Below are 24973 nucleotides of genomic sequence, written 5' to 3'. Positions count from 1 at the left end.
CGAACACAGCGCAGAGCAGTCAGCGTCGCCGAGGAATATAGCCACTGACCCTCCTGAAATATTCATGCAGTTAACAGCATCTTGTCATAGCGCAGCAGATGCGGACATCATTCTGAGCAGGTAAGTTCACTGCATTGCGTCGAGCGCCGTCGGTGCTGCGAGTTACTTAACCGGATCCAGCAGCTGCAGGTTTAGTCCGCGTTTGCGCTGGTCCAGCAGGACCTGCCAGGCGGTCTTCGCCAAGGTGTCCTGGGCGCGGTCTGCGGACGCACCAGAGGCCAGCACCAGCTGGGTGGCAAAGTCTTTTTCCGCGGCGGTAGTTACCGAGCTGAGATCTTTGAGACCATCTTGCGGTAAGACATAGGCCGGTTGTCGCAGATCTGCACAGTTATCGGGCAAGACCGAACGAACGGAGCGAATTTCATCGTTGAGTTTTGCGCGGCGTTCTTCGATTTTGGGTGCTTGGTCAGTGGAGCCGCGGGCAGCCTGTAATTGCAAGGTGTAGTCCAACGCATAACCACGGTCTAACGCCCGGGCCACCAACACGTCATCGGTTAACGCCGGATCAATGATTTCGGAAGTGGTGGGTAACAGGGTCAGGTCCGTCAGACAGCCAACCGGCTCTCCTGCGGTATCACCGGCGCCGACAATCAGCGGGGTAGGAAGCTGAATAACTTTCTTTTGCGACTGCACCGTGAGCAGCGCGCTGCGCGCCTGAAGATTTGATTGGTATGCCAAGTCGGTCAGTGCTCCGCCCAAGTGGCTTTGGTCAGCTGGCAGAGTTGGAAGTTCGGTACTCAGTTGTGCGACTTTCGCAGTGAGTTCCACGAGCGCTGCCGGCGTGAAAGCTTGAGCCAATTCAACCTCGGGTTGATCATCGAACCTCAATTCTCCGGTCAACTGCGCGCCATGACTCAGGGTGGAACTTAGCTCGTTCAGTGCCGGGGTGGTTTTTTCATCTGCCACCGAGGCCAGAGCTTTAGCTTGCGCACCGAGATCTGCCAGCGTCGAGCCGTACTGCCATAACTGCCGTTGTTCGGCGGAACTGCCACGGATCTCTTCGGGCAAGCCACGATTTTCCAGACTTCCGCGGAATACGCTCATTCCTATGCCCCAGGTGAGCCCGATACAGAGCACTGCGGCAATCATCGGCGCAATCCACCCCGGAGCACGTTTGACTCGTGTACTGCGGTTAGCTGCTGGCGGCGTGGAATTCTCAGTCATGGCGTATCGATCATGCCACGAAACACGGCGCAGACCCCGGCTCAAACTCGCGTTAGGTGCGAATTGGGCGTGAGTTCTTTCACCTGAGGCCATTAAGCAGTTCTCATCTTGCGCGGGTGCATATACCCTTAAAGAACAACATCGAATAATGTGGGAGGATATCCATGACCGCTAAGCCGGCCGATACCGAACAAGAAGCGCTACGGTTGACGACTGTGCTTCAGAAGGAAGTGGAATCCCACGGGCTGGTCCTGGAAGAAGTCTCTGTACGCCCCTCGGGCAAGCAACTTCTTGTACAGGTCCTCGTCGACAAAGCCAACGGCACCGAATCGGTGATCTTGGACGAACTGGGCGAAGTTACCACCACCATTTCAAATGCACTGGACAAGGACGCCAAATTTGCGTCCGCAGATCCTTATGAACTCGAAGTAAGCTCCCCAGGTCTTTCCCGTCCGCTGAGCCTGAACCGCCACTGGGTTCGTGCGAAGAACCGGATGGTGAAATTCACCTTGAGCGATGGCACCAAGCTGCGCGGCCGACTGACCGAGGTAACAGACACCGAAGTCGTGATTTCCGTACACCACGAGCCTGCTAAGAAGGGTATGAAGGTCAAGATTGATGATCCTAAGACCTTTGCCCTGTCTGACATCCGCAAGGCAGTCGTAGACCCGGAAATTAATTTCGACGACGCGCTGTTTGAAAATATTAATAACGAAGATTTGGAGGGCTAAGCGTGGATATAGATCTCGATGCGCTGCGCATCCTGGAAAAAGACCGCGACATCCCTATGGATGTGCTGATCCCTACCATTGAGTCGGCACTGCTGCTGGCTTACAACAAGACCGATGGCGCCATGCCGGGCGCTCGCGCTCACATCGAGCCAAGCACCGGACACGTAGCGATCCTCGTAGAGGACCGCGACAACGCCGGCGTGCTATTGGGCGAATTTGACGACACCCCGCACGGTTTTGGCCGCATTGCAGCCTCCACCGCACGCCAGGTCATCATGCAGCGTCTGCGCGAAGCCGAAGACGCAGTAGTTGTCGGGGAGTACTCTTCCCGCGTCGGCACCCTGATTTCCGGTGTGATCCAGCAAGGCCATTCCTCACATATGGTGCAGGTCAAAATCGGTGACGTCGAAGCACTGCTGCCACCGGTAGAACAGGCTCCTGGCGAGCGTTACGTCCACGGTGCGCGACTGCGCTCCTACGTAGTGTCCGCCGAACGCGGTACCAAGGGTCCGGCAATCACGTTGTCCCGTTCGCACCCAAACCTGGTTCGACTGCTCTTCGAAATGGAAGTTCCAGAAATCGCAGACGGCACCGTTGTTGTCGAGGCGCTGGCTCGCGAAGCCGGACACCGCACCAAGATCGCAGTGCACGCCACTCAAGCCGGAGTGAACGCCAAGGGCGCTTGCATCGGTGAAATGGGTACCCGCGTGCGCTCGGTGATGAACGAACTTAATGACGAAAAGATCGACATCGTTGACTACAACGAAGATCCAGCACGATTCATCGCGGCTGCGCTGTCGCCATCGAAGGTCGTCTCGGTAGAGATCCTCGATGAAGATGAGCGTCGTGCCCGTGTTGTGGTTCCGGATAGTCAGTTGTCTCTAGCCATCGGCAAGGAAGGTCAGAACGCGCGTCTGGCCGCCAAGCTCACCGGCTGGCGCATCGACATCATTGCCGTCTCCGGTGGCAAGGAACCACAGCTGTAGATAGCTGCTCTTCCGGGCGGTAGAGAATGCTGCTTGGAAGAAAGATTTGCCTAGCACGTTTTTCAGCTTCGGTGTGCCTGTGATCTGAACCTCACGCACGCACCGAGGCTCAAACGCGCTAGACTAGTAGTTGGCTCGTTGACAAGTTGTGGAAGGTGAGGATGGCGCTCGCATGAAACTGCATCAGCAACGTACGTGCATTGGCTGTCGAACCATCACATCTCAAGATGAGCTACTCCGTTGGGTATTAAACCAGGAAGCGCCGCTACGCGGTGTGCAACTGGATCTTTCGGCCGCCGCCTCAGGGCGGGGAGCCTGGACCCATGGAACAGAAAAGTGTGTGCAGCATGCTGTGCGACGCAAGGCGTTTTCCCGAGCTTTTAGAAGCTCGGTGAATGATTCCTGCGTGGCACAGCAGTTCGCTGCATACGAAGATCAGTCGGCAAAAGGCCGGCTATCTGGCAATCATGATGAAAGCGGGTCAGAAATCTGATGGCAACCCGATGAGTCCGCTAAGTTGAGCGCACAACGATGAACAATCAGTTTTGCGTGATTAACCGTGCGACGGAAGAATTTCACGAATTACAACGTTGATCAGCCAGAACACCCAAGTCTTATTGAACCCGGGGTTCTAGCCGATCACATCGATACAGGAGAGATGTGGCTAAACCCCGCGTTCACGAGCTCGCTAAAGAGCTCGGAATTACTTCAAAAGAAGCATTGACTAAATTACAGGATATGGGCGAATTCGTTCGCTCGGCATCCTCAACGGTCGAGCCTCCGGTAGCGCGCAAACTGCGCGAAGCCTTCCCAGGTTCGGCACCGGCTGCAAAGCCAGCAGGCGCAACGCCAGCACCACGCACCGGTGGCCCAAAGCCAGGTATGAAGCCAGCTCCGAAGGCTGCAGCGGCACCTGCTGCCAAGGCACCAGTTGCTCCGGCTGCGCCAGCAGCTCCGGCCGCTCCAGCGACCCCAGCCGCTAAGGCTCCAGAGGCAGCAGCCTCCGAAGCCCCTGCAGCGAAGGCTCCTTCGGCTCCGGCTCCAGGCGGTCCACGCCCCGGTCCAAAGCCAGCACCTAAGCCAGCAGGCACCCCACGTCCGGGCAACAGCCCATTCTCCTCACAGCAGGGAATGCGCTCAGCCGGCGACGAACGCCGTGGAAACCGCGAAGGCGGCAACCGTGCACCACGCCCACAGGGCGCCGGAGCCGGTGGCCCACGTCCAGGCGGTCCACGTCCGGGCAACTCGCCATTCTCTGCTCAGCAGGGCATGCGCGGCGAAGGCGGAACCGGCGGACCACGCCCACCACGTGATGGTGGCGCGCCAGGTCGCGGCCCACGTCCACAGGGCGCAGGCGGTCAGGGTGCCGGCGGTCCACGTCCACCACGTGATGGTGGCGCACCAGGTCGCGGCCCACGCCCACAGGGTGCCGGCGGACAACGTCCAGCCGGTGCCGGCGCGGGCGGTCCACGCCCAGCAGGCGCGGGAGCACCTCGTCCAGCAGGCGCTGGCGCAGGTGGCCCACGTCCGGGTGCCGCAGCAGGCGGCGCAACCCCACGCATGATGCCTAACCGTACCGATCGTCCGGCTCCAGCAGCCGGCGGCCGTCCGGGTGCCGGCGGACGCGGTCGCCCAGGCGGCGGCGGTCCAGGCGGTACCGGTGGCGCACCAGGTGCCGGTGGCGGATTCCGTCCGGGCGCACCACGCGGCCGTGGCGGCGTTGGCGGTGCCTTCGGTAAGGGCGGCGCAGGACGCGGCAAGCAGCGCAAGTCCAAGCGCGCTAAGCGCCAGGAATTGGAGCAGATGAGTGCTCCGTCGCTGGGCGGCGTAAACGTTCCACGCGGCAACGGAGCAACCGAGATCCGGATGCGCCGTGGCGCATCGATCACCGACTTCGCAGACAAGATTGGTGCCAACCCGGCAGCGCTTGTCACCGTACTGTTCCACCTTGGTGAAATGGCTACCGCCACCCAGTCACTGGACGAGGCAACCTTTGAGGTCCTCGGCGCAGAGCTGGGCTACCAGGTTGCAGTGGTCTCCCCAGAGGATGAAGACAAGGAACTGCTCGAAGGCTTCGGCCTTGACCTTGACGCCGAACTTGAGGCTGAAGGCGAGGACGAGCTCGAAGAGCGCGCTCCGGTCATCACCATCATGGGTCACGTAGACCACGGTAAGACCCGTCTGCTTGACGCGATCCGCCAGTCCAATGTGATCGAGGGCGAGCATGGTGGTATCACCCAGCACATCGGTGCATACCAGATCGTTCACGAGCACGAGGACCGCGAGCGCGCGATGACCTTCATTGATACCCCGGGCCACGAGGCGTTCACCGCCATGCGTGCTCGTGGTGCCAAGGTCACCGACGTTGCCGTACTGGTTGTCGCAGCAGATGACGGTGTCATGCCGCAGACCGTTGAGGCGCTGAACCACGCACAGTCCGCTGGCGTGCCAATCATCGTCGCGGTCAACAAGATCGATAAGCCAGCTGCAAACCCTGACAAGGTCAAGGGCCAGCTCGCCGAATACGGTCTGGTTCCCGAAGAATACGGTGGCGACACCATGTTCATCCACGTCTCCGCGCTTCAGCGTGAAGGTATCAACGAACTGCTTGACGCGGTGCTGTTGACCTCTGACGTGCTCGAACTGCAGGCAAACCCTGACAAGTCAGCCCGCGGTGTGGCTATTGAAGCGAACCTGGATAAGGGCCGCGGTTCGGTTGTCACCGTGCTGGTTCAGTCCGGTACCTTGGCAGTTGGCGACACCATGGTGGTGGGCACCGCCCACGGCCGTGTGCGTGCAATGTTCAACGAAAACGGCGAGAACCTCGACGTGGCCTTGCCTTCGCGCCCGGTCCAGGTCTTGGGCATGTCCTCGGTGCCTCGTGCCGGCGACGGCTTCTTGATCACCGATGACGAGCGCACCGCCCGCCAGATCGCTGACAAGCGCGAGACCGCTGAGCGTAACGCAATGCTGGCCAAGCGCCGCAAGCGCATCACCCTGGAAGACTTCGACCAGGCTGTGGCTGACGGCAAGATCGATACGCTGAACCTGATCCTCAAGGGCGATGCCTCCGGTGCTGTTGAAGCACTGGAAGACTCGTTGATGAAGATTGACGTGGGCGATGACGTGCAGCTGCGCGTGATCCACCGCGGCGTCGGCGCGATCACCCAGAACGACGTCAACCTGGCAACCGTTGATAACGCCATCATCATTGGCTTCAACGTGCGTCCGGCAGAGCGCGTGGCAGACCTGGCCGACAAGGAAGGCGTCGACATGCGCTTCTACTCGGTCATCTACTCCGCAATCGACGACATCGAGGCAGCCCTCACCGGCATGCTGAAGCCAGAATACGAGGAAGTTGCCCTGGGCAGCGCCGAGATTCGCATGGTCTTCCGCTCCTCGAAGTTCGGCAACATCGCAGGTTCGATCATCCGCTCCGGCACCATCAAGCGAAACACCAAGGCACGCCTGGTTCGCGATGGCAAGGTCGTAGGAGACAACCTGAATATCGATTCGCTGCGCCGCGAAAAGGACGATGTCACCGAGGTCCGCGAGGGCTTCGAATGTGGTATCGGCCTGGGCTCGTTCAACGACGTCAAGGAAGGCGACATCATCGAAACCTTCGAGATGCGCGAAAAGCCACGAGCTTAATCCTTAACTAAGTATTACGTGGGCGCTAGCCGGTCAGCTGACCGGCTGGCGCCCACGTTGCTCAGCTTCACCACAATTTTTCATTAGGAGAGAACCATGGCTGATTCAGCCCGCGCGGCCCGACTGGCCAAGCGCGTGCAGGTCCTCATGGCCCAGTCGCTGCGCACCGTCATCAAAGATGAGCGCATCGACAACGTGACCGTGACCGACGCACGCGTCACCAACGACCTGCAGCACGCCACCGTGTACTACACGGTGTTCGGCGAGGGCGAGATCAAGGCAGAAATTGCCGAGATCCTGGCCAAGCGAACCGGCGCACTGCGCAAGGAACTTGGACGTAACCTGACCATCCGGTTGACCCCCACCCTGACCTTCGTGGCAGATGAGATTCCAGAGAACGCTTCGCAGCTGGATGAACTGCTGGCCGTGGCCCGGGAAAAGGACGCCGAGGTCGCTTCGCTGCGTGAAGGCAAGTCCTTTGCCGGCGACGCAGATCCATACAAGAAGGACGAAGGCGACGAAGAAGCCTAAAGGCTTGTGAACGTTGTCTCTGAACACCAACGCCTCGGGCGGTGCGCACAATGTGCGTGCTGCCCGGGGCGTTTGTTGGTTTCACCAGGTACGCGAATTACACTCACAGCGAAGCTGAATTTGTTGTTTACCACTAGTCACCTCTCAGGTCCTGGGATAGCGTGGGCTCACACCGTAGGCTCCGATCAAAGGTAAAGCTCATGCCAGAATTCACTACGACCCTCGTAGCAGCTAGCGGTAACAACGTGGGAATCGTTGTGCCCGACGACATCGTGTTTGGATTTGGCCGCGGCAAACGCGTCCCGGTGACGGTGCAGATCAATGGGGACTATACCTACCGAAATACCATTGCCTCCATGGCAGGGCAGTTTCTGATCTCTTTCAACTCAGAGACCCGCGAAGCTACGGGCAAAGGTGCAGGAGACGAGATTACGGTGCAGTTGGAGCTTGACGAAGAACCACGCACCGTTGAGGTACCCGAGCCGCTGGCCGTGCTGCTCTCGGCTGAACCCGAGCTCGCCGATGCCTGGAACGGGCTCTCCTACAGCAAGCAGCGCGGCCACGTGGATCCGATTATCGCCGCGCGCGGCGAAGATACCCGGACCCGCCGGGTAGAAAAAGTCATCAAGGCGCTGCGCAGCGAATAATTTCCTTGAGTCACAGGCAAGTCTGGAGGTGAGTGGAATCAATGCCGCAAGCAATGACCGGCGACGGTTTGAACTACGCCAGGCAGAAGAGGCCGACTTTGAGCCGATTGCCGAACTATGCCGGGCCGGCGGACTGCTTCCCTGGGCACCAGCATCATTAGCGTCCAATGAAGCCAAGACCGTCCAGGTGGCCGTGCACAATTCGCAGATTGTTGGCTTAGCCAAAACCCATTGGCATGCGCAGGCGGACGGGATTGCGCCGGCAGGACACTACCTTGGAGGCATTATTGTGCATCCGAGCTGGCGGCGGCAGGGGATAGGGGCGCAGCTAACGGCCGCACGGCTTCGGTGGATAGGCCAACGCGCCAAGAACGCGTACTACTTCACCAACGAGCAGAATCAGGCCTCCAGAGCGCTGCACGCAAGCCTCGGATTTGAACGGCTCGCAGAAGCGGAGGAAATCCGTTCAGTACGCGCGGATGACGGGGCATCCAAGCTTTTGCTGTTCGAAGCGGAACTTGGCTAGCTAGCAGAAAAACCGAAGGCGCCTGCCGGACTTTCAAGAGAAAGTCCGGCAGGCGCCCTGGGTAGTGGAACTTAGTTTTTGGAAACCTTGCCCGTCGCTGAGGCTACCGGCAACAAGAACATTGGCTTCATGAAGATCCACGCAGCGGCGATAACCGCTACGGAAACTAAGAAGATCACCAGTCCCCACGCATCGGTCGCATCACGCGAGCTGTACATGTGATTCAGATTCTTCAAAGCACCGGTGGTCAGTACCAGGAACACGTGGACCACGATGAACGCCGAAAAGAAGAGCATGACCGGGAAGTGAATCCTGCGTGCCACTTCAACCGGGTAGAACTTATTCAGTGCCTTCGGCTGTGTGGGCCACCAGCTGGACATGCGCACGCCGGTCAGGATTGCCAGCGGTGCGGCAATGTAGATCACCAAGAAGTAGGAGACCATTTGCAAGGCGTTGTAGTGGATCCAGCCGTCCTCCACAGGCCAATTGAGCGAAGCGTACTGCAACGCACCTGAAAGCATATTTGGGAAAATATCCCAACTGGTTGGGACCACACGCATCCACTGACCGGTGGCGGCCAATAGAATCACGAAGATCACGCCGTTCGCTACCCACAACACATCCAACACCTGGTGGGTCCAGATGCTCAGTGAGTATTTCTTTGGACTATTACCCTTTGGAGAGAACCACGAGTTGGGCTTCGGGGTCCACATGGCTGCCGGACGTTTTTCATGACGCACCTGCAAGCCTGTGCGGATGATCAGCACTATAAAGAACATATTCAGGAAGTGCTGCCAACCGAGCCATCCGGGAATACCGGTGGGCGCAGAATCAGGCAAGGTCGAGTGACCGTCATAAGTGCCGATGAAATCCTGAACTGGACCAAGCAGGCGCAGGCCACGAGCCGCCAGTACCACTAGCAGTGCAGCCAGCACCGCACCGAAGATGAGCACCGCAGGCTTAACCCAAGGCTTCATCTTGATCGATGAAACTTCCTGCTTTGCTCCGGTCCCCGGCGCTGTTGCCGGCTTGGCAGCAGCTGGGGACTCGGAGTGCGTAACTGGTGCTGCGGTGTTCGCAGCCTTGTCCGGTATCTGGGGCGCAGGAGCTTCTTCTGCCACCGGTTCGGCAACAGGTTTCACTGCCGTGGCCTCTTGCGAGGTCTCCGGCTGTTCGGTGTCCGTCGATGCAACGGCTGCTGGTTTGGACACCGATTCTGCGGCCTGCGGAGTCCGGGAGGATTCTTCGGTGGCAAGGTCCGCAGCGGCAGCCGCAGACTCAGTTGCGCTATCGGGCGCACGTAATGGTGTGTAGCCCTTCATCCTGTTCGCGGGAATTGCCGGAGCCTTAGCCACGGGAGTTGCCGTCACCGCGGCCGCCGGTGCACTTTCCGAGTCACTGGATGCAGTCGCCGGCGCGTGCACGGACGCAGGAGCTGCCTCAGCGGTTGCCGCCTCGGCAGGAACCGATGTTGTAGTGGCTGCAGCAGCTCCCACCAGTGTTGTTGCCGCGACGTTCGAGGCGACCCCGTCGCGCAGCCGCAACGGGGTGTAACCGGCCATGCGCTGACGTGTTGAGGTTGAGCCGGTCTCCGGGGGTGAAACCTCCCTCGCCGCTGCGGCGGGCTTGGTTTCCGCGGCGGGTGCTGCGGGAACTACTGGCGCAGGCGCTTCTGCAGGCACAGCCTTCTGTACCGGTTCAGCTACCGCAGCTGGTGTGGCCTGCACTGGTGCGACGGGAGCCTCGGTCGGCTCGGCGGCCACCGGTTGCGTCGTGTGTGTTTCTTTGGCACTGGCAGGTGCTTCGGGTTGCACACCGCCCTTGGTACGCAGGGGAGTGTAGCCTGCCATCCGTTGCTTGGTCATGATCGTTGAACCTCATCGCGTCGTCGTATCCGGCGGATCTTGCGGGGCCGGAACCTACCTGAGTGGACAATGCCCACGATTATCCTTTGCGGCTGCGGATTTCTTCGAGCAACTGCGGCACGACGGTGAACAGATCGCCCACCACACCAAAATCGGCGTGGTCAAAGATTGGAGCGTTTTCGTCCTTATCAATGGCGACGATGGTTTTGGCGGTCTGCATGCCTGCACGGTGCTGAATAGCTCCGGAGATACCCAGGGAAATGTAGAGCTCGGGAGAGACAATAACACCGGTCTGGCCCACCTGTAGCTTCGGCGAAACATAGCCGGAATCTACCGCTGCACGTGATGCTCCGACGGCTGCACCGAAGTGATCGGCGAGCTGTTCGACAATCTCAAACTTCTCGGCCGAACCCACGCCGCGTCCACCGGAAACGACAATCTTGGCGCTTCGCAGGTCTGGACGGCTGGCATCGGTCTGTACCGACTCGACCGTGCGGATCTGCGCACCTTTAGAAACCTTAGGCAGTGCAGAAGGTTCTATGACGGTGATCTTCGGGGAGGCGACTGCTTCCGCCTTGAGATCGGAGGCACCTGGACGGATGGTAATAATCCGTGGTCCGCCTTCTACGGTGGACTCCGAGGTGACATCGCCGCCAAAGATTGAGTGCGAAGCGATTGGCTCATCATCGGCCCAACGCACAGATACCGCATCAACGCATACTGCGCCTTCAACACGGATCGCCAAACGACCTGCAATGGTGCGTCCAATGGCGGTATTGGAGATGAGAACGGCCGCAGGTGAAGTCTTCTTGATGACTGAGGCCAACGCGGCGACATCTGCGGAGCCAAGTGCGAGGGCATCTAAATCGATGGGCAGGACCTGTACTTCGGCAGCGCCCAGTTCGCCCAGCTTGGCCGCTAGCTGCTGTTCTTGCCCGGTGGCACAGACAGCAACGGCTACCGGACTGCCGAACTGAGCCGCGGTGCCAAGCAGGCCCGCGGTGGTGTTTAGAGGTGTTCCATCGGCTGCGACCTGAACGTGGACAACAACCGGCTGATTATTTTCTGACATGGGGTGAATTCTCCTGAGCAAAGATAAGTCGTGGGGGACTAAAGATGACGGAAAGCTGAGACGAGGACTTAGATAAAGTGCTTCTCAGCCAAGAAATCGGCCAGCTGCTTTGCTGCCGTCCCGTCATCGGTAATCTTTGGACCAGCCACGCGCTCCGGACGGTCTTCGGCGGACACCATCACCGAACGGTAATACGCGGATTCTGGTCCCGCTTCGATGCCTAGATCTGCCAGAGACCAGGTTTCCAAAGGCTTGGTTTTTGCTGCGCGGATGCCTTTGAAGTTCGGGAAGCGGGGCTCCGCTGACTTCTCGGTTACGGAGACTACCGCAGGATAAGCCACGCTGAGTTTCATGGTCGCCTCGGAGAGCTGGCTTGAACCAGTCACCTCGGTTGCACTGATCTCAAGCTCGTCTGCGTAGGGCAGGAACGGGCGGTCCATTAGCTCAGCGATCATCGCTGGAACCATGCCGCCCTTGCCGTCGGTGGATTCATTTCCGGCCAACACCAGATCAACATCGAGTTTTTCAAGGGCTGCTGCCAAAACTCGGGCGGTGGAGATCATGTCTGAGCCAGCAAGAGCCGGGTCAGAGATATGCACCGCAGAGTGGGCACCCATGGACAGCAATCGGCGCAGTGCAAGGGCCGCTTTATCTCCGCCCATGGCTACCGCGATAACCTCAACCTCGCCCAGTGACTTTTCTGCTTGTAAAGCCACTTCGCAGGCACGCTCACAGATCTCGTCGGCAACTAGGTCCGCCGCTGCGCGGTCTAGCATTCCGGTTTGCAGGTCCAAGCGACGGCTCGACCACGTATCAGGTACCTGTTTGGTCAGGACGGCGATTTTCACGCTGGTCTCCTTCTGAGGGGTTCTGGTGATTGCCAAAATAATTCGGAGATTGTCCGCTGTTTTGGCGCAACGCTTTAAATGAAATTTTCTCGCATGGTGGGTGCACTTAAGCAACGTCACCGACTAGGAAAAACTCTACATGTCTATCGTGCTCTCGTGGGGCGGGGCTCACATAGAAGGAGGAAATCGGTAGCAAAGTCGGAGGTACCGGGGATTTCTCTGCCGGGGACGTGGAATTTCTTAATCCAGCCAGCTCAAGACAATTTGGGAAGGAGCGCTTGGCGGAGTTTGAAGATGGAGCGTTGACTCTAGGTAGCAAGCTGATTTTATCAATGCCAAGTCTTCCCGAGCGTTTAGAGTGAGGCCATGACCTTTGAATCAGTGAGGTTGGCCTACGGCGCCAAGGCTCGTGAATACGTAGACGCAGTTGGCAGGCGAGAACATATCGCGGACACGGATCTAGCTTTGGTAACTGATTGGGCTAGCAAGCTCAAAGGAAAAGTGATCGACGTCGGCAGCGGTCCGGGTCAGTGGACGCAGCTCCTTACTAGCTTGGGAGCTGAAGTCGAAGGAATCGAGCCGGTTCCCGAATTCCTCGCTATCGCTAAAGAGACTTACCCGAACGTGAAATTTCGTCAAGGTCGTGCTGAGATGCTGGACGTTCCAGCGCAAAGTTTAGGTGGGGTGCTCGCCTGGTACTCCCTGATTCATACCAAACCTGAAAATCTGCATAAACCACTTACTGAATTTGCCCGCTCATTACGTCCTGGCGGGGGTTTGGCCCTCGGATTCTTTACTGGCCCCAAACTAGTTGCTTTTGACCATGCCGTCACCATTGCGTACTGCTGGCCCCTGGACCAATTAGTCGCCCATATTGAGGATGCCGGCTTCGCGGTGGCCCATGTAGAAAGTCGAATAATGAGTCCTACGCGCACTCACGGTGAATTATTGGCAACTCGATAGTTCACGGACGATACGTGTATCGGCGCGCGAACCTTCAGCTGTAGTTCTCCAGCGACGTCGTCAGCCAGCATCCTGGAATTGAGTTTGTATCTGAGATCGTTAGGAAATACGAGGCAATTTCCTATTCAACTTGTTGATTAGCGGTGCGAAAAGCAGATACAGCACGAGTGCAACGCCCGCGCTGGTTAGGGCTAATTTATAGGTGTCCATCACCAGATTGAAAAGCAGCACTAGCACCACAAAACTCAAGAGTGACTGCAGAATCTCGATTCCCCATTTACCGGAGCCCTTGAACGTGCGAAGAACCAGTCGGTCGGTGATCTCACCGACTAGGAGCATGGTCAGCGTGAACACGACGGTGAGTAACGGAACCCAGCCCCACAATCCTGCTTTGAGGTCGCCTAGGACCGGTAGTGCCAGAGGAGTTAGGAAACCAAGGGCAACAGGCAGACCTGCAAAAAATACGCATCCTAAGAGAAGCAAGTATGAAGATGAGCAATTCGTGTGTTTTTAACTTGTTGTCTTGCAAATTGTCCCAAGCAGTCGGAGGGGAATGGACAATCCGAACCTATCGAGACGATGTTCAGGGGTCAACCGACTTACCCCATTAACAGATTAGCCGGGACAACTTCGAATATTCGGAAGCCATCCGCCGCGAAGTAAAGCTGAGTTATCCACGGATTGCACGCGAGAACTGCATGACACGCATCACCGCAGGCACCGTCTATATAACGCCTATACTGGTAGGCGTGAGTAAAGCCGGACAGAACACCGAAGAGCAGGCCTCAGGCCTCGTATTAGTCGACAAAGATCAGGGGATGACCTCCCATGATGTGGTGGGCCGTATCCGCCGCCTCGCGGGAACCCGCAAGGTGGGCCATGCCGGCACCCTTGATCCAATGGCCACCGGCGTACTGGTGATCGGGGTTAACAAAGCCACACGCTTACTCACCTATATCGTGGGACACAACAAAACTTATACCGCCACCATCCGTCTGGGACAGAACACCGTCACCGACGATGCCGAAGGCGACATCATCTCCGAGCGCATCGCCGCTGCGGTCACCGATGAAGATATTGAACGCGAGATTTCGAAGCTGCGCGGAGATATCGAACAAATCCCGAGCCAGGTTTCCGCCATCAAGGTAGACGGTAAGCGCTCCTACGCCCGTGTTCGCGCTGGTGAGCAGGTAGAGCTGAAGGCACGCCCGGTGACCATTTCACGCTTTGACATCCACAAGATCCGCCGCGAAGTAGGTGGCAAGGTTCTAGACGTTGACGTAACCGTCTCCTGCACCTCAGGAACCTACATCCGTGCTCTGGCCCGGGACCTCGGCGAAGCACTGCACGTCGGCGGGCACCTGACTGCCTTGCGCCGCACCGAAGTGGGACCGTACTCCATCGAAAAATCTAAGCGACTCGAAGAGCTCGCCGAAGAGTTCGAGGTACTTCCCTTGGAAAAAGCAGCCGGAGCGCTTTTTGCCAACCGCCAACTGACCGAAGAGGAAGCAGTCGAGCTGTCCTTCGGGCGAACCATCACCGCATCCAAGAACGTCATGGAGGAACCGGCAGATGACCTCGTCGCGGCTTTCGCGCCAGACGGTGCCTTGGTTGCTCTCATTGCCGATAAGGGCGAAAAGGCCCGAGGGCAAATAGTCTTCACCGGAAAGCAGTAACTCACTTTTATTTGAGACTTTCAGAAAGGCTCAGCCTTGTTTGCCCTAAACGGCTTTTTCATTGCCGGCACAATTATTTGTGCGCTCGCCGTACTACTTGGCCTCATCGCTACCGTCATCCGGCGATACCCGGATGATTGGGCATTAGTAGCCACCGCGGGTACCGAGTTATTCCTGATTGTCTACGCGGTAGCCGCCGGAATACGTCAGGTCGGGGGAGAAGCGATTCTCGGTGAGCCTTGGGAATTCTGGGGTTACCTGTTGACCGCATTGATCATGCCACCCATTGCTTTCTTCTGGGCGGTTAGCGACAAGAGCCGTTGGGCAAACACCGTCTTAGCCGTTTCGGGAGCCATCACCTTTGTGATGCTGTTCCGCATGGAACAAATCTGGCATGTAGGAGTCATCTCATGAGCGACAAACCACGTAATTCACGTATCGTCCAGGCTGCGCAGGCTCGTGGCGCAAATAAGGCTCCACGCCCTGCGCGTACCTCCGGGTTAGGCCGCATTATTATTGCGGTTTACGGGGTATTGGCGCTATCGGCGACCGTCCGAGCGCTCTATCAAATGTTCTTTCGAGATTTTTCTGAAGCGCCGTTAGCCTACACGCTGTCATTGCTATCTGGGCTGGTCTATATCTTGGCCACGTTCACCCTGGCTTCGAAGAAACCAGGGGCATGGAAAGTTTCAGTATTTGCCGTTGGCTTTGAACTTCTAGGTGTACTTGTAGTCGGCTTGCTGTCCTTCACCATGCCAGCTCATTTTGGTCATGACTCCGTGTGGAGCTACTTTGGCAAGGGCTACGGTTACATTCCGTTGTTGCTGCCGTTAGTCGGCCTGTGGTGGCTCTTCCGTAATCGTAATGAGCGTCACGCCTAAAGACGTGCAAGAATTACATCGGTAAACAATTTAACTTTCGTTGCAGAGTCAAAAGGAGCAAAGTGCACTATTGGAAGGGCCTCGACTCAGTCCCCGCGGACATGGCTCCCACTGTTGTCACCATCGGCAACTTCGACGGCGTCCACTTGGGGCACTGCGAAGTCCTCGACTCGGCAATCACTCAGGCTAAAAAACGTTCGGCTAAATCGGTTGCCATCTCCTTCGACCCGCACCCGGCTCAGGTACACCGCCCGGGTTCTGCACCCGAACTCATCATGGGGATCGCAGACCGTGTGGATACGCTGGCCAGTGTTGGCTTAGACGCCACACTGATGATCCACTACACACTTGAATTTGCGGACCAGAGCGCCGAAGAATTCGTACGTTCAATCATCGTGGAGAAGCTCCATGCAGTAGCCGTGGTAGTTGGCCACGACGTACGTTTCGGCAAAGACAACTCCGGCGATTTTGACTACATGTGTGAACTTGGAACCAAATACGGCTTTGAAGTGATCGGTGTACAAGACGTGGGCGACAAACGACGCTTATCTTCCACCTGGGTCCGTGAAGAACTTGCTGCCGGCAACGTAGAAGCCGCCGCGGCAATTCTCGGTCGTCCGCATCGGATGCGTGGCGAAGTGGTGCACGGCGCTGCCCGCGGACGCGAGCTGGGATTCCCTACCGCTAATCTTGCTCCGGACGCAGCTGGAATAATCCCCGCCGACGGGGTGTACGCCGGATGGGTTATTGACGAGGCCGGTGTGCGCTGGCCAGCTGCTATCTCCGTGGGTTCCAACCCAACCTTCGAGGGTGTCTCTCGCGTGGTTGAATCCCACGTCATTGACCGCCCGGAAGAAGGCTTTGAAGACTTTGACCTTTACGGTCAGCAGATTGTTGTGGAGTTCACCGCGCACCTGCGCCCGATGGTTGCCTACCGTGGTATCGAAGCACTGGTTGAGCAGATGAATGATGACGTAACGCAGGCGCGAAGCCTATTGGCCACCGAGTCCCACTAGGTTATGCCAGAAATTCCTGCATTACCCAAGCGTGCATTCACCATGAAGGCCGAGCGTCGCACTGATCTAGCTTCCGCGTATGAAGCAGGAGCTAAAGACTACGACAGCATTCGTCCGGCGTACCCGCACGAAGCGCTCGAATTCTCTTTGGCCGGGCGTACGGCCAAACTGGCCATCGATATAGGTTGCGGCTCGGGGATTTTTACCGCCCAACTAGTCGACGCTGGGCTTGCAGTATGGGCCGTGGACCCATCAGCCGACATGTTGAGCGTGCTCAAAGAACGCATCCCTCAAGTACACACCGTATGCGCTTCGGGGGAGTCGACCGGGTTGCCTGAAGATAGTGCAGATCTCATCACCTACGCTCAAGCTTGGCACTGGGTGGATCCGCCGCTCGCAAGCGCCGAGGCCGCACGCTTGCTTCATGATGAGGGCTCGTTGGTGCTGCTCTGGAATCAATTAGATGTGCAGGTTCCTTGGGTTCACCGGTTAGCGCGCATCATGCACGCCGGCGATGTGCACCGCCCTGAGCTGGCTCCACCGCTGGGTAAAGACTTCAGCACCCCAGAATCCGGGGTTTGGCATTGGTTCATGGAACTAGACCTTCACCGAATATTGAAGCTGACCCGTTCGCGAAGCTACTATCGTCGCTCTAAAGAAGAAACCCGGACCAAGGTGGAAGAGAATCTTCGCTGGTATTGGTGCGAGTACTTGGGCTACGCGGCCGAACAAATTGTCGAGGTGCCCTATCTCACCCATGCATGGAGGGCGCGCCGGCGGGTACGTCGGTGATATGATTGACGATGGTTCACGCTGCAGTCCGCGGTTGCGAAGAACCACCGTGAACGCCCCGGCGTCCACACTGACTTATTAACGCGGTCCAACTCCAGGAGTTTGTTATGGCATTAGATGCCGCAGTAAAGAATGAAATCATCAAGGCTTACGCCACCCACGAGGGTGACACCGGTTCGCCTGAGGTTCAGGTTGCAGTCATGTCCCGTCGTATCAAGGACCTGACTGAGCACCTGAAGGAGCACAAGCATGACCACCACACCCGCCGTGGCCTGATGGCTCTGGTTGGTCGTCGTCGTCGTATGCTCGGCTACCTCAAGAACACCGACATCGAGCGCTACCGTGCGCTGATCGAGCGTTTGGGCCTACGCAAGTAGTCTCACGCTTCGGTGTGAAAATCCCCGTTTCCCTTCATTGGGAGACGGGGATTTTTTGGGTCTATTGGGCAAAACTGTTGCAACGCCAAGGGCATAGGAACTGCGGCTTATGCGGATTCCAGAAGTGCGGGCAATGATTTTTCCTATCCTCGAAAGACAAATAATTCTGCTGTGTGAAATTCTACTTTCGTTTTTATCCGAATTGGCGATAGGCTGAAGGAGATTTCAGTACCTACAAGGAGAGCGAGTAGTCATGAGCGCGACTGTTCTGCAACGTCATTTGTTCGGCCCTGGTCCATGTAACCCTTATCCAGAAGCAACTGCTGCGCTGGGCCTGCCTCTGCTAGGACACCTGGACCCGGAATTTATCGCACGCATGGACCGTGTAGGCGACGGGCTGCGAACCTTGTGGGGCACCAAGAATTCACGCACCTTGCCGCTCAGCGCTACCGGTTCCGCCGGTATGGAAGCCGCATTCGTCAACACCATTAATCCCGGTGACGTCGCGGTGATCGCCATCAATGGACTGTTTGGCGAGCGGATGTGCGAGGTGGCCTCGCGCGTCGGTGCCGAAGTTGTTCGTGTGGATCATGAATACGGAACTCCAATTGACGCCGAGCGCGTAGCTGCGGCGCACCCAAACCCAACGGTTATTGCCGGCGTGCACGCGGAGACCAGCACCGGTGTTGTTTCTGATATTGCTGCTCTGGGCGCTATCAAGGGTGACGCGTTACTGATCACTGACGCTGTGACCTCCATTGGAGGTATGCCGGTGTTGGCCGATGAGTGGGGCATTGACATTGGTTATGCCGGAACACAGAAATGCATTGGCGTGGCCCCGGGCCTTGCACCATTCACCATTTCGGACCGTGCATTTGATCGCCGTGTGCAGAAACCGCAGTCCTGGTATCTAGATCTTGGACTACTCGGCGGCTATGCCACCGGTAACACCGGTGGCGGACGAACCTATCACCACACCGCACCAGTGGCCATGGTGGCTTCGCTTGAAGCCGGTATCGATCGGATCCTCGCCGAAGGCTTGGATGCGGTCACCAAGCGTCACCAAGAAGCGGGCAAATCCTTGCAGGACGGTATCGAGGCGATGGGCCTGGAGCTGTTTGCCGCCGAAGGTTACCGACTGCCGCAGCTGACTACAGTGAAGGTTCCAGAAGGTGTGGACTCGGCGAAGGTCCGCGCTTACTTGCTGGAGCGTTTTAATATCGAAATCGGTGGGGGAGTTGGACAGTACGCGAACACCGTATGGCGTATCGGTCTAATGGGACCAAACGCTAATCCTTCCTCGGTGGCACTGATCCTTGCGTCATTGAAGGAAGCGATCGATAGGGCCTAAGCAGGTCAAATTGTAGATTCTAGAGGTCATGGCGAGTACCTAAGTTTTAGACCGCCATGGCCTCTAGACTCATTTCATGAGTAATGTTCTTACCCTTCACAAAATATTGACCCTTCGAATTGAGCTGCTCGGCTCAGAGCCAGTGATTTGGCGCAGACTTGAGCTCGAAGACAGTGTCGCACTCGATGAAGCCGGATTAGCGGTGCAAATTGCTATGGGGTGGGAGCATGCTCATATGCAGGCTTTTACGAACCTCAATCCATACGCTGACCCTGGTTCGAGTTCGGTCATCAAATGGTATGACGAGCAAATGCGCGCTGAGAGCGGCGACGGAGAATCTTTAGAAGATACCACACTCGGTCAGGCGCTTCGGATCGCAAATGATGAACTCTATTTTGAGTACGATTTTGGCGATGGCTGGATCCATCGAATCAGTGTTGAGTCTCGACGCGAGCTGAATCCGGAAGATTCTAAGTATAAAGTCCTGGATGGTCAGTTACGCGCTCCATTGGAAGACAGTGGCGGAGTCGGCGGTTGGTCTAACAAGCTAGAGATATATCGCTCCACAGCACGTAGTAACGAAGACGAAGCAACCGTGGAGTGGATGAAGTGGCGCGGGGGACCTTGGAAAGCGTTTGATCCAGATACCTTCGACATTGATTTTGCCAACGCGCGCCTGAAAATTCTCGCGGACGGTTTCAGCGGCGCTAACGCGGCGGGGCAATGGGCCGCCCGATTTCACGAGGGAATTCGGCAGTACCTGTCCTTAGTCTTTGCACACTGCCACATCAGGCTTGAGCCTACCGGCGAAGAAATCCCGGAATGGTTTGTCGAGCTTCTCCAGCCTTTTACTGCCCTGGTTGAACTGTGCACGGATCAAGGAATCACCCTGACCAAAGCCGGTTGGATGCCACCAGCAATGATTGCCGAGTTGATGACTCGTTGCGATTTGAACGGGATCGACTACGAACGGGGCAAGGTTAAACGGGAAGTTGATCTGCCCACCATTTCAATCATGCGCGACGTCGTTACCAAGCTTCGGCTGATCCGAAAGTACAAAGGCAAACTCATCGCTACAAAGCTTGGCTCTTCACTGCTCCAAGATCCACTAACGATGGTTCGCTATATCCTCAAGGAACTGCGCTCTGTGGTAACGAAGGACGTAGAAGTTGATGCGACATTTTCGGAGTGGGTGCTCTGCGCTGGTGGCTACAACTTGGACAGATATGGGAAGGCTACAACGGTGGCGAAAGAGTTCGTTCATGTATCCGAGGTTCTTGAAAACTTTGGCTACTGGGACCCGAACCTTCGCGCCCCCATTTCCACGGACAGCTATATCCCTAGAACGGAAATGTGGCATCTGATCGAACTGCTCATGGACTTCAAGTACTCGAACTCCGTTAATCGTCAGGTGATTTACGAAAAGCGTCAGGAAATTTCGCGATTCATTCTGGAAGCCTAGTTTCTCCAGCATGCAATGCTTTCGTGATGCGCCAAGTTTTCATGGGTCCTGTGATCTGCGAAGATGATCATTCCGACGATTCGTTGAGCCTTGTCGTTAAGTTTCTGTTCACCTATCTCAACTGAAAATAGTTTGTCATGTTTCAGGACATTCTCTCTGGTTAACGGTAGCCTCGAACAGGTCAGTCGCATCCCCAAGAGAAAGGTGATTGAACATTGAAAGCACTATTCGATTTTGGTTTCCGCAAATTTGTCACGCCGTCCATCATCAAGATTATCTACGTCCTGATTATGATCATGTTGGCAGTGGGATACATTGCCTTCACCGTCGTGGCCTTTGCGAACGACGTCATGTTTGGCATCTTGGTGCTACTTATTCTTGGCCCATTATTTACGCTGATTTACCTCGCGTTGGCACGTGCAAGCCTGGAATCACTTATCGCGCAGATCCGAACTGCAGAGAACACCTCAGAGCTCGTGCGTTTGGCTGGTGGCACTCCTCCGAGCGAACAACAATTCGGCGAAGTCCCTCCGCACCCAGCCGGACCAACGAACCCACAGGTTCGTCCCGCCGTTCAGACGGACCCGACACGTCCGGTAAATCGTCAGAATCCAGAAGGCGGCCACACTCCACCTGAGAATCCTTACAAGCAATAGCGCTAAGCGGTATTTAGCGATAAAAAAGTGAAGCCGGGTGTGCAAGAGAATTTCTTGCACAACCGGCTTCACTTTTAATTATCTCTACCAGGCGCCGTCGGCCTTCACCGAGAGGACCGGACAACCTGCCTGCATCAGGATGCGTTGCGCGGTGCTGCCCATGATGAATTTTCCGACAGTGGTTCGTTTTCGCAAACCGATCACGATGAGCTGGGCTCGTTGCGCTTGGGCAACTCGCAATACCTCATCTGCGGCATCGTGACCTTGTGCGGAGCGTTCGATCCAGAAATCCAACCCCGCCGAGGTAAGTCGTTCTTCGAGGAGATGAAATTCTCGGGCATCAATCAGTCGATCATCGACCAATGCGTCGCCCTTGGAGGAGTTCACCACCACAAGCTTCACCTTGGCACGCTGCGCCTCGACGATTGCCTGTTCTAGCGCCGCTTCTCCTTGTGGAGTGGGCAGATATCCAACAACAACTGTCATGGCTTATCCTTTCCATCCAGATCGTCTTCGGCCGAATGGCGTCCGCTCGATGTCTGCTGAGATTCGACTTTATCCAGTTCGTCTTCACTAATCATTCCACCTGCTGCGAGGCCTGCGGTGAGCTCTGAAGAACCACCACGTGATTTGCGAAGGATCGAGAGGACCAATGGGACGAGCAACAGAATAGCAATGATGATGTACACCGTGACTGCTACTGGTTCACTCCACAGACCTGAAATCTCGCCGGCACTAAGCTGGAATGATTTACGCAGTTGTTGCTCGGCCATTGGACCAATAATCACACCGAGGATCAGTGGAAGAATCGGCAGACCGAAACGGCGAAGTGCAAAGCCGAGAATACCGATCAACAACAACAGCCATAGGTCTGCAGTCTGCATGTTGACAGAGAACGCGCCCAAGGTGGCGAAGAACAAGATTCCTGCATACAAGAATGGACGTGGGATTTTCAACAGCTTGGCCCAGACTGGCGCCAAAGGCAGGTTGATCAGCAATAGCAAGGTGTTGCCAATAAACAGGCTGGCAATCAAGGTCCAAACCAAGGCCGGCTCATTTTCAAAGAGCAATGGACCTGGCTGGATCCCCTTCATAGTCAGGAAGGCCAGCATGACCGCAGCAGTGGCATTGGTCGGTAGACCAAGTGCAAGCATCGGAGTGAGCGTACCGGCAGCTGATGCATTGTTGGCAGCTTCAGGACCTGCGACTCCTTCGATAGCACCATGACCGAATTCTTCGGGATGCTTTGAAAGCTTCTTTTCCGTCACATAGGACAAGAAGGTCGGTACCTCAGCGCCACCTGCAGGAAGTGCGCCGAACGGGAATCCATACGCGGTGCCGCGCAACCAAGGCTTCCACGAACGCTTCCAGTCTTCCTTGCCCATCCACGGACGGCCTACCGGAATGGTGCGTGATGGATTGCTGCGTAGATGAGCTGCAATCCAAAGTGCCTCACCGATGGCAAAAATAGCTACGGCGACCACTACGATATCTAAACCATCAACCAAAGGAGCAAAGCCGAAGGTCAGACGGCTCTGTCCGGAAACCGGATCCATGCCAACCAAACCAATGGCCAGACCAAGACCCAAGGCTGCGAAGCCACGAATCTTTGAGGACCCTAGGACTGCAGTCACGGTGATCAATGCGAGGACCATGATGGCGAAGTAACTTGGTGCGCCAAGGCTGACCGCAAACTTCACCACGATCGGTGCGAAACCGACCAGCAGAGCGGTGCCGATGGTGCCTGCAACGAATGAACCAATGGCTGCGGTAGCGAGCGCCTGGGCTGCACGACCGTTCTTTGCCATCTTGTGTCCCTCAATGGCAGTGATAACCGTTGAAGACTCACCCGGAGTGTTGAGCAGGATCGAGGTGGTCGAGCCACCGTACATGCCGCCGTAGTAAATACCCGCGAACATGATCAAGGCACTGGAAGTTTCCATGCCGTAGGTGACAGGAAGCAACAGCGCAACTGCCATAGCCGGCCCAATACCTGGCAAGACACCCACCGCGGTACCGAGGATCACTCCAACGAGCGCGAACAACAAGTTGATAGGTGTTAATGCTGAGGCGAAGCCATCCATGAGGAGACTTAGAGTTTCCATTTACAGCACCCCCGAGAGAATTCCGGCTGGAAGTTTGATTCCCAAACCTAGATAGAAGCCGTAGAACGTGCCAAAAGCCATCGCTATGGAGATGAGAGCTGTCAGTACATATCGGCGACTTCCCAATGCCACTGCGGAGCCAAAGAACAAGATCGTTCCCGAGATAACCCAGCCAGCGGTATTGATCAGTAAAATGTTGATCACGAAGGCCGCCAACAGCGGTAGAAGAACCTTCCAGTCTGAGGGCTGGCTCAGATCAACGTCTTCGCCTTCTTCGCCCTCCGCCAGGTTTCCGCGGAGAACGGTGATGGCCAGGGCAATAGATGACAGAACCAGAATCCCAGAGACCGCGTAGGGCAGAGCCTTAGGGCCCACCACATCGGCTTGGGAGTACGTCACATGAAGTTGCGACGCATCAACGAACACAATGATTCCCACCAGAAAAAGAAACGCGGCGAACAGGAGTTCGACGCGCTTCTTCTTCACTGTGGTTACTTCGCTCACGCCAGACCCAGGGTCTTGAGTACGCTGGCTACGCGCTCATCCTGCTCGGTAAGGAATGCTGAGAAATCGTCACCGGTCATGAAGGCATCGGTCCAACCGTTGGTCTTCAATGCTTCCTTCCAACCTTCAGACTCGTGCATCTTAGTAATGGCATCGGTCCACTTGGCCTTATCCGCATCTGAGATCTCCGGTGGGGCTACTAGTCCGCGCCAGTTGGAGAAGACTAGATCAATGTTGGATTCCTTCAGGGTTGGAGAATCCACACCTTCGAGACGCTTTTCGCCGCTGGTAGCCAGCACACGAACCGAGCCCTCTTCGATCTGCTGCATGTATTCACCAGCGCCGGAGGCTGCGAATGCGAGCTTGTTGCCCAAGATGGCTGGAAGAAGATCGCCACCGCCGTCGTAGGAAACGAAGTTCACCTTCTTGGGATCGATGCCCACTGCTTCTGCTAGCTGCATTGGCAACAGGTGATCCGGACCGCCTGGTGAGGAGCCGCCGCCGACCGAGAGCTTTCCTGGATCTTTCTTCCAAGCTGCGACTAGGTCGTCAATGGTCTTGTATGGGGAATCCTTGGAGACCATGATGGCGCCTGGCTCTTCGATGAGCTTGGCAATCGGGGTGGTCTCGGTGAGTTTGGCATCTGATTCATTGGTGTAGCTAGCGCCCACTACGCCAAGCCCCATCAACATGGCCAGATCTCCATTGCCCTTTTCATTGACTAGTCGTGCAAGACCTACGGTGCCGCCAGCACCGGCAAGGTTGAAGACTTCCAGGTTTGCTGCGATGTCAGCATCGTCCATGACCTTGGCTGCCACACGAGCGGTGGTGTCGTAACCGCCGCCGGGAGTATTAGGAACCATGATGCGCAGATCCTTCAGCGGGCCGCTCTCGGCGCTGGGGGAAGTGCTGGAATCGGAGCCGGAACCGGAGCTTGTGACGCCACAGCCGGTTAGGGCCAGCGCTGCTGCAGCGGCAACTGCTGCCATGACACGCATGGATTTGAAGGTTTTCATTGATTCAGCCTCTTTGCTTTCATCGGGTGCGAATAGTTCAACTCTAAGCACAAGGGTGAAGCAGGTCACTCTTGCGTACGCAAAGAAAATACT

The 24973-nt window shown here is 56.7% G+C and carries 26 protein-coding genes; 17 read left to right on the top strand and 9 right to left on the bottom strand.

Going from position 1 to position 24973, the window contains the following annotated elements; translation table 11 throughout:
- Positions 1-162: 162 nt before the first annotated feature.
- Positions 163-1224, bottom strand: a complete 1062-nt coding sequence (locus VJ369_RS09400; RefSeq protein ID WP_324091812.1) for a hypothetical protein — start codon at positions 1222-1224, stop codon at positions 163-165.
- Positions 1225-1388: 164 nt separating this feature from the next.
- On the opposite strand from VJ369_RS09400, the gene rimP reads away from it, so the two are divergent.
- The 7 genes from rimP (at position 1389) to VJ369_RS09370 (ending at position 8296) form a co-directional block, all read left to right on the top strand.
- On the top strand, positions 1389-1955 hold the full coding sequence (gene rimP / locus VJ369_RS09395) for a ribosome maturation factor RimP (protein WP_324091811.1): 567 nt from the start codon (positions 1389-1391) through the stop codon (positions 1953-1955).
- A 2-nt stretch (positions 1956-1957) separates the two neighbouring features.
- Positions 1958-2941: a transcription termination factor NusA gene (gene nusA / locus VJ369_RS09390; RefSeq protein WP_105678643.1), complete on the top strand. Its 984-nt coding sequence runs from the start codon at positions 1958-1960 to the stop codon at positions 2939-2941.
- A gap of 172 nt (positions 2942-3113) precedes the next feature.
- Positions 3114-3434, top strand: a complete 321-nt coding sequence (locus VJ369_RS19170) for a YlxR family protein (protein WP_096257859.1) — start codon at positions 3114-3116, stop codon at positions 3432-3434.
- Between the two features lie 167 nt (positions 3435-3601).
- The gene (gene infB / locus VJ369_RS09385) at positions 3602-6592 is read left to right on the top strand and encodes a translation initiation factor IF-2 (protein WP_324091810.1); all 2991 of its coding nucleotides are present in this window, start codon (positions 3602-3604) and stop codon (positions 6590-6592) included.
- Between the two features lie 96 nt (positions 6593-6688).
- Positions 6689-7123 (top strand): 30S ribosome-binding factor RbfA, encoded by a 435-nt coding sequence (gene rbfA / locus VJ369_RS09380; protein ID WP_324091809.1) that lies wholly within the window; start codon positions 6689-6691, stop codon positions 7121-7123.
- Positions 7124-7323: 200 nt separating this feature from the next.
- Positions 7324-7770 carry a YdeI/OmpD-associated family protein gene (locus VJ369_RS09375; RefSeq protein ID WP_324091808.1) on the top strand — a complete coding sequence of 149 codons (447 nt, stop codon included), beginning with the start codon at positions 7324-7326 and terminating at the stop codon, positions 7768-7770.
- Between the two features lie 28 nt (positions 7771-7798).
- A complete protein-coding gene (locus VJ369_RS09370) occupies positions 7799-8296 on the top strand; it encodes a GNAT family N-acetyltransferase (RefSeq protein WP_324091807.1) in 498 nt (165 codons plus the stop codon).
- A gap of 71 nt (positions 8297-8367) precedes the next feature.
- Here the strand turns inward: VJ369_RS09370 and VJ369_RS09365 are convergent, their stop codons facing one another.
- The 3 genes from VJ369_RS09365 to VJ369_RS09355 form a co-directional block, all read right to left on the bottom strand.
- A complete protein-coding gene (locus VJ369_RS09365) occupies positions 8368-10161 on the bottom strand; it encodes a cytochrome b/b6 domain-containing protein (protein ID WP_324091806.1) in 1794 nt (597 codons plus the stop codon).
- 79 nt (positions 10162-10240) lie between these two features.
- Positions 10241-11233 carry an electron transfer flavoprotein subunit alpha/FixB family protein gene (locus tag VJ369_RS09360; RefSeq protein ID WP_324091805.1) on the bottom strand — a complete coding sequence of 331 codons (993 nt, stop codon included), beginning with the start codon at positions 11231-11233 and terminating at the stop codon, positions 10241-10243.
- Positions 11234-11301: 68 nt separating this feature from the next.
- On the bottom strand, positions 11302-12081 hold the full coding sequence (locus VJ369_RS09355) for an electron transfer flavoprotein subunit beta/FixA family protein (protein WP_324091804.1): 780 nt from the start codon (positions 12079-12081) through the stop codon (positions 11302-11304).
- A 366-nt stretch (positions 12082-12447) separates the two neighbouring features.
- Here VJ369_RS09355 and VJ369_RS09350 point away from each other — a divergent pair, with 366 nt between their 5' ends.
- Complete coding sequence (locus VJ369_RS09350; RefSeq protein WP_324091803.1) at positions 12448-13044, top strand: class I SAM-dependent methyltransferase; 597 nt, start codon at positions 12448-12450, stop codon at positions 13042-13044.
- 99 nt (positions 13045-13143) lie between these two features.
- On the opposite strand, the gene VJ369_RS09345 is transcribed toward VJ369_RS09350, so the two are convergent.
- Positions 13144-13527, bottom strand: a complete 384-nt coding sequence (locus VJ369_RS09345; protein ID WP_324091802.1) for a hypothetical protein — start codon at positions 13525-13527, stop codon at positions 13144-13146.
- A gap of 215 nt (positions 13528-13742) precedes the next feature.
- Here VJ369_RS09345 and truB point away from each other — a divergent pair, with 215 nt between their 5' ends.
- From truB to VJ369_RS09300, 9 genes are all read left to right on the top strand, one after another.
- Positions 13743-14720: a tRNA pseudouridine(55) synthase TruB gene (gene truB, locus VJ369_RS09340; RefSeq protein WP_324091801.1), complete on the top strand. Its 978-nt coding sequence runs from the start codon at positions 13743-13745 to the stop codon at positions 14718-14720.
- Between the two features lie 36 nt (positions 14721-14756).
- Complete coding sequence (locus VJ369_RS09335; protein WP_324091800.1) at positions 14757-15134, top strand: hypothetical protein; 378 nt, start codon at positions 14757-14759, stop codon at positions 15132-15134.
- The gene (locus VJ369_RS09330; protein ID WP_324091799.1) at positions 15131-15601 is read left to right on the top strand and encodes a hypothetical protein; all 471 of its coding nucleotides are present in this window, start codon (positions 15131-15133) and stop codon (positions 15599-15601) included. Before VJ369_RS09335 ends, VJ369_RS09330 begins: the two co-directional genes overlap by 4 nt.
- 62 nt (positions 15602-15663) lie before the next feature.
- On the top strand, positions 15664-16617 hold the full coding sequence (locus tag VJ369_RS09325) for a bifunctional riboflavin kinase/FAD synthetase (RefSeq protein ID WP_324091798.1): 954 nt from the start codon (positions 15664-15666) through the stop codon (positions 16615-16617).
- Between the two features lie 3 nt (positions 16618-16620).
- Positions 16621-17409, top strand: coding sequence for a class I SAM-dependent methyltransferase (locus VJ369_RS09320; RefSeq protein ID WP_324091797.1), 789 nt, complete (start codon positions 16621-16623; stop codon positions 17407-17409).
- 107 nt (positions 17410-17516) lie between these two features.
- Positions 17517-17786: a 30S ribosomal protein S15 gene (gene rpsO / locus VJ369_RS09315; RefSeq protein WP_096257846.1), complete on the top strand. Its 270-nt coding sequence runs from the start codon at positions 17517-17519 to the stop codon at positions 17784-17786.
- Between the two features lie 253 nt (positions 17787-18039).
- The gene (locus tag VJ369_RS09310) at positions 18040-19137 is read left to right on the top strand and encodes an alanine--glyoxylate aminotransferase family protein (RefSeq protein WP_324091796.1); all 1098 of its coding nucleotides are present in this window, start codon (positions 18040-18042) and stop codon (positions 19135-19137) included.
- A 76-nt stretch (positions 19138-19213) separates the two neighbouring features.
- Positions 19214-20599, top strand: coding sequence for a plasmid pRiA4b ORF-3 family protein (locus VJ369_RS09305; RefSeq protein WP_324091795.1), 1386 nt, complete (start codon positions 19214-19216; stop codon positions 20597-20599).
- Between the two features lie 215 nt (positions 20600-20814).
- The gene (locus tag VJ369_RS09300) at positions 20815-21255 is read left to right on the top strand and encodes a DUF4282 domain-containing protein (RefSeq protein WP_324091794.1); all 441 of its coding nucleotides are present in this window, start codon (positions 20815-20817) and stop codon (positions 21253-21255) included.
- A gap of 84 nt (positions 21256-21339) precedes the next feature.
- Here the strand turns inward: VJ369_RS09300 and VJ369_RS09295 are convergent, their stop codons facing one another.
- Genes VJ369_RS09295 through VJ369_RS09280 form a run of 4 tightly spaced genes read right to left on the bottom strand, consistent with a single transcriptional unit; the run spans position 21340 to position 24880 of the window.
- Positions 21340-21741 carry a universal stress protein gene (locus tag VJ369_RS09295; RefSeq protein ID WP_105678628.1) on the bottom strand — a complete coding sequence of 134 codons (402 nt, stop codon included), beginning with the start codon at positions 21739-21741 and terminating at the stop codon, positions 21340-21342.
- Entirely contained in the window at positions 21738-23360 is a 1623-nt protein-coding gene (locus VJ369_RS09290) for a tripartite tricarboxylate transporter permease (RefSeq protein ID WP_324091793.1), read from the bottom strand. Before VJ369_RS09290 ends, VJ369_RS09295 begins: the two co-directional genes overlap by 4 nt.
- Positions 23361-23864, bottom strand: a complete 504-nt coding sequence (locus VJ369_RS09285; RefSeq protein WP_096257836.1) for a tripartite tricarboxylate transporter TctB family protein — start codon at positions 23862-23864, stop codon at positions 23361-23363.
- Positions 23861-24880, bottom strand: coding sequence for a tripartite tricarboxylate transporter substrate binding protein (locus tag VJ369_RS09280; RefSeq protein ID WP_324091792.1), 1020 nt, complete (start codon positions 24878-24880; stop codon positions 23861-23863). The genes VJ369_RS09285 and VJ369_RS09280 overlap by 4 nt, the downstream gene beginning before the upstream one ends.
- Positions 24881-24973: the final 93 nt, after the last annotated feature.

This window comes from Glutamicibacter sp., from assembly GCF_035257265.1.
Taxonomy (GTDB): Bacteria; Actinomycetota; Actinomycetes; order Actinomycetales; family Micrococcaceae; genus Glutamicibacter.
Note: the sequence above shows the minus strand (reverse complement) of the source record. Positions and strands in the feature narration are given on the sequence as shown.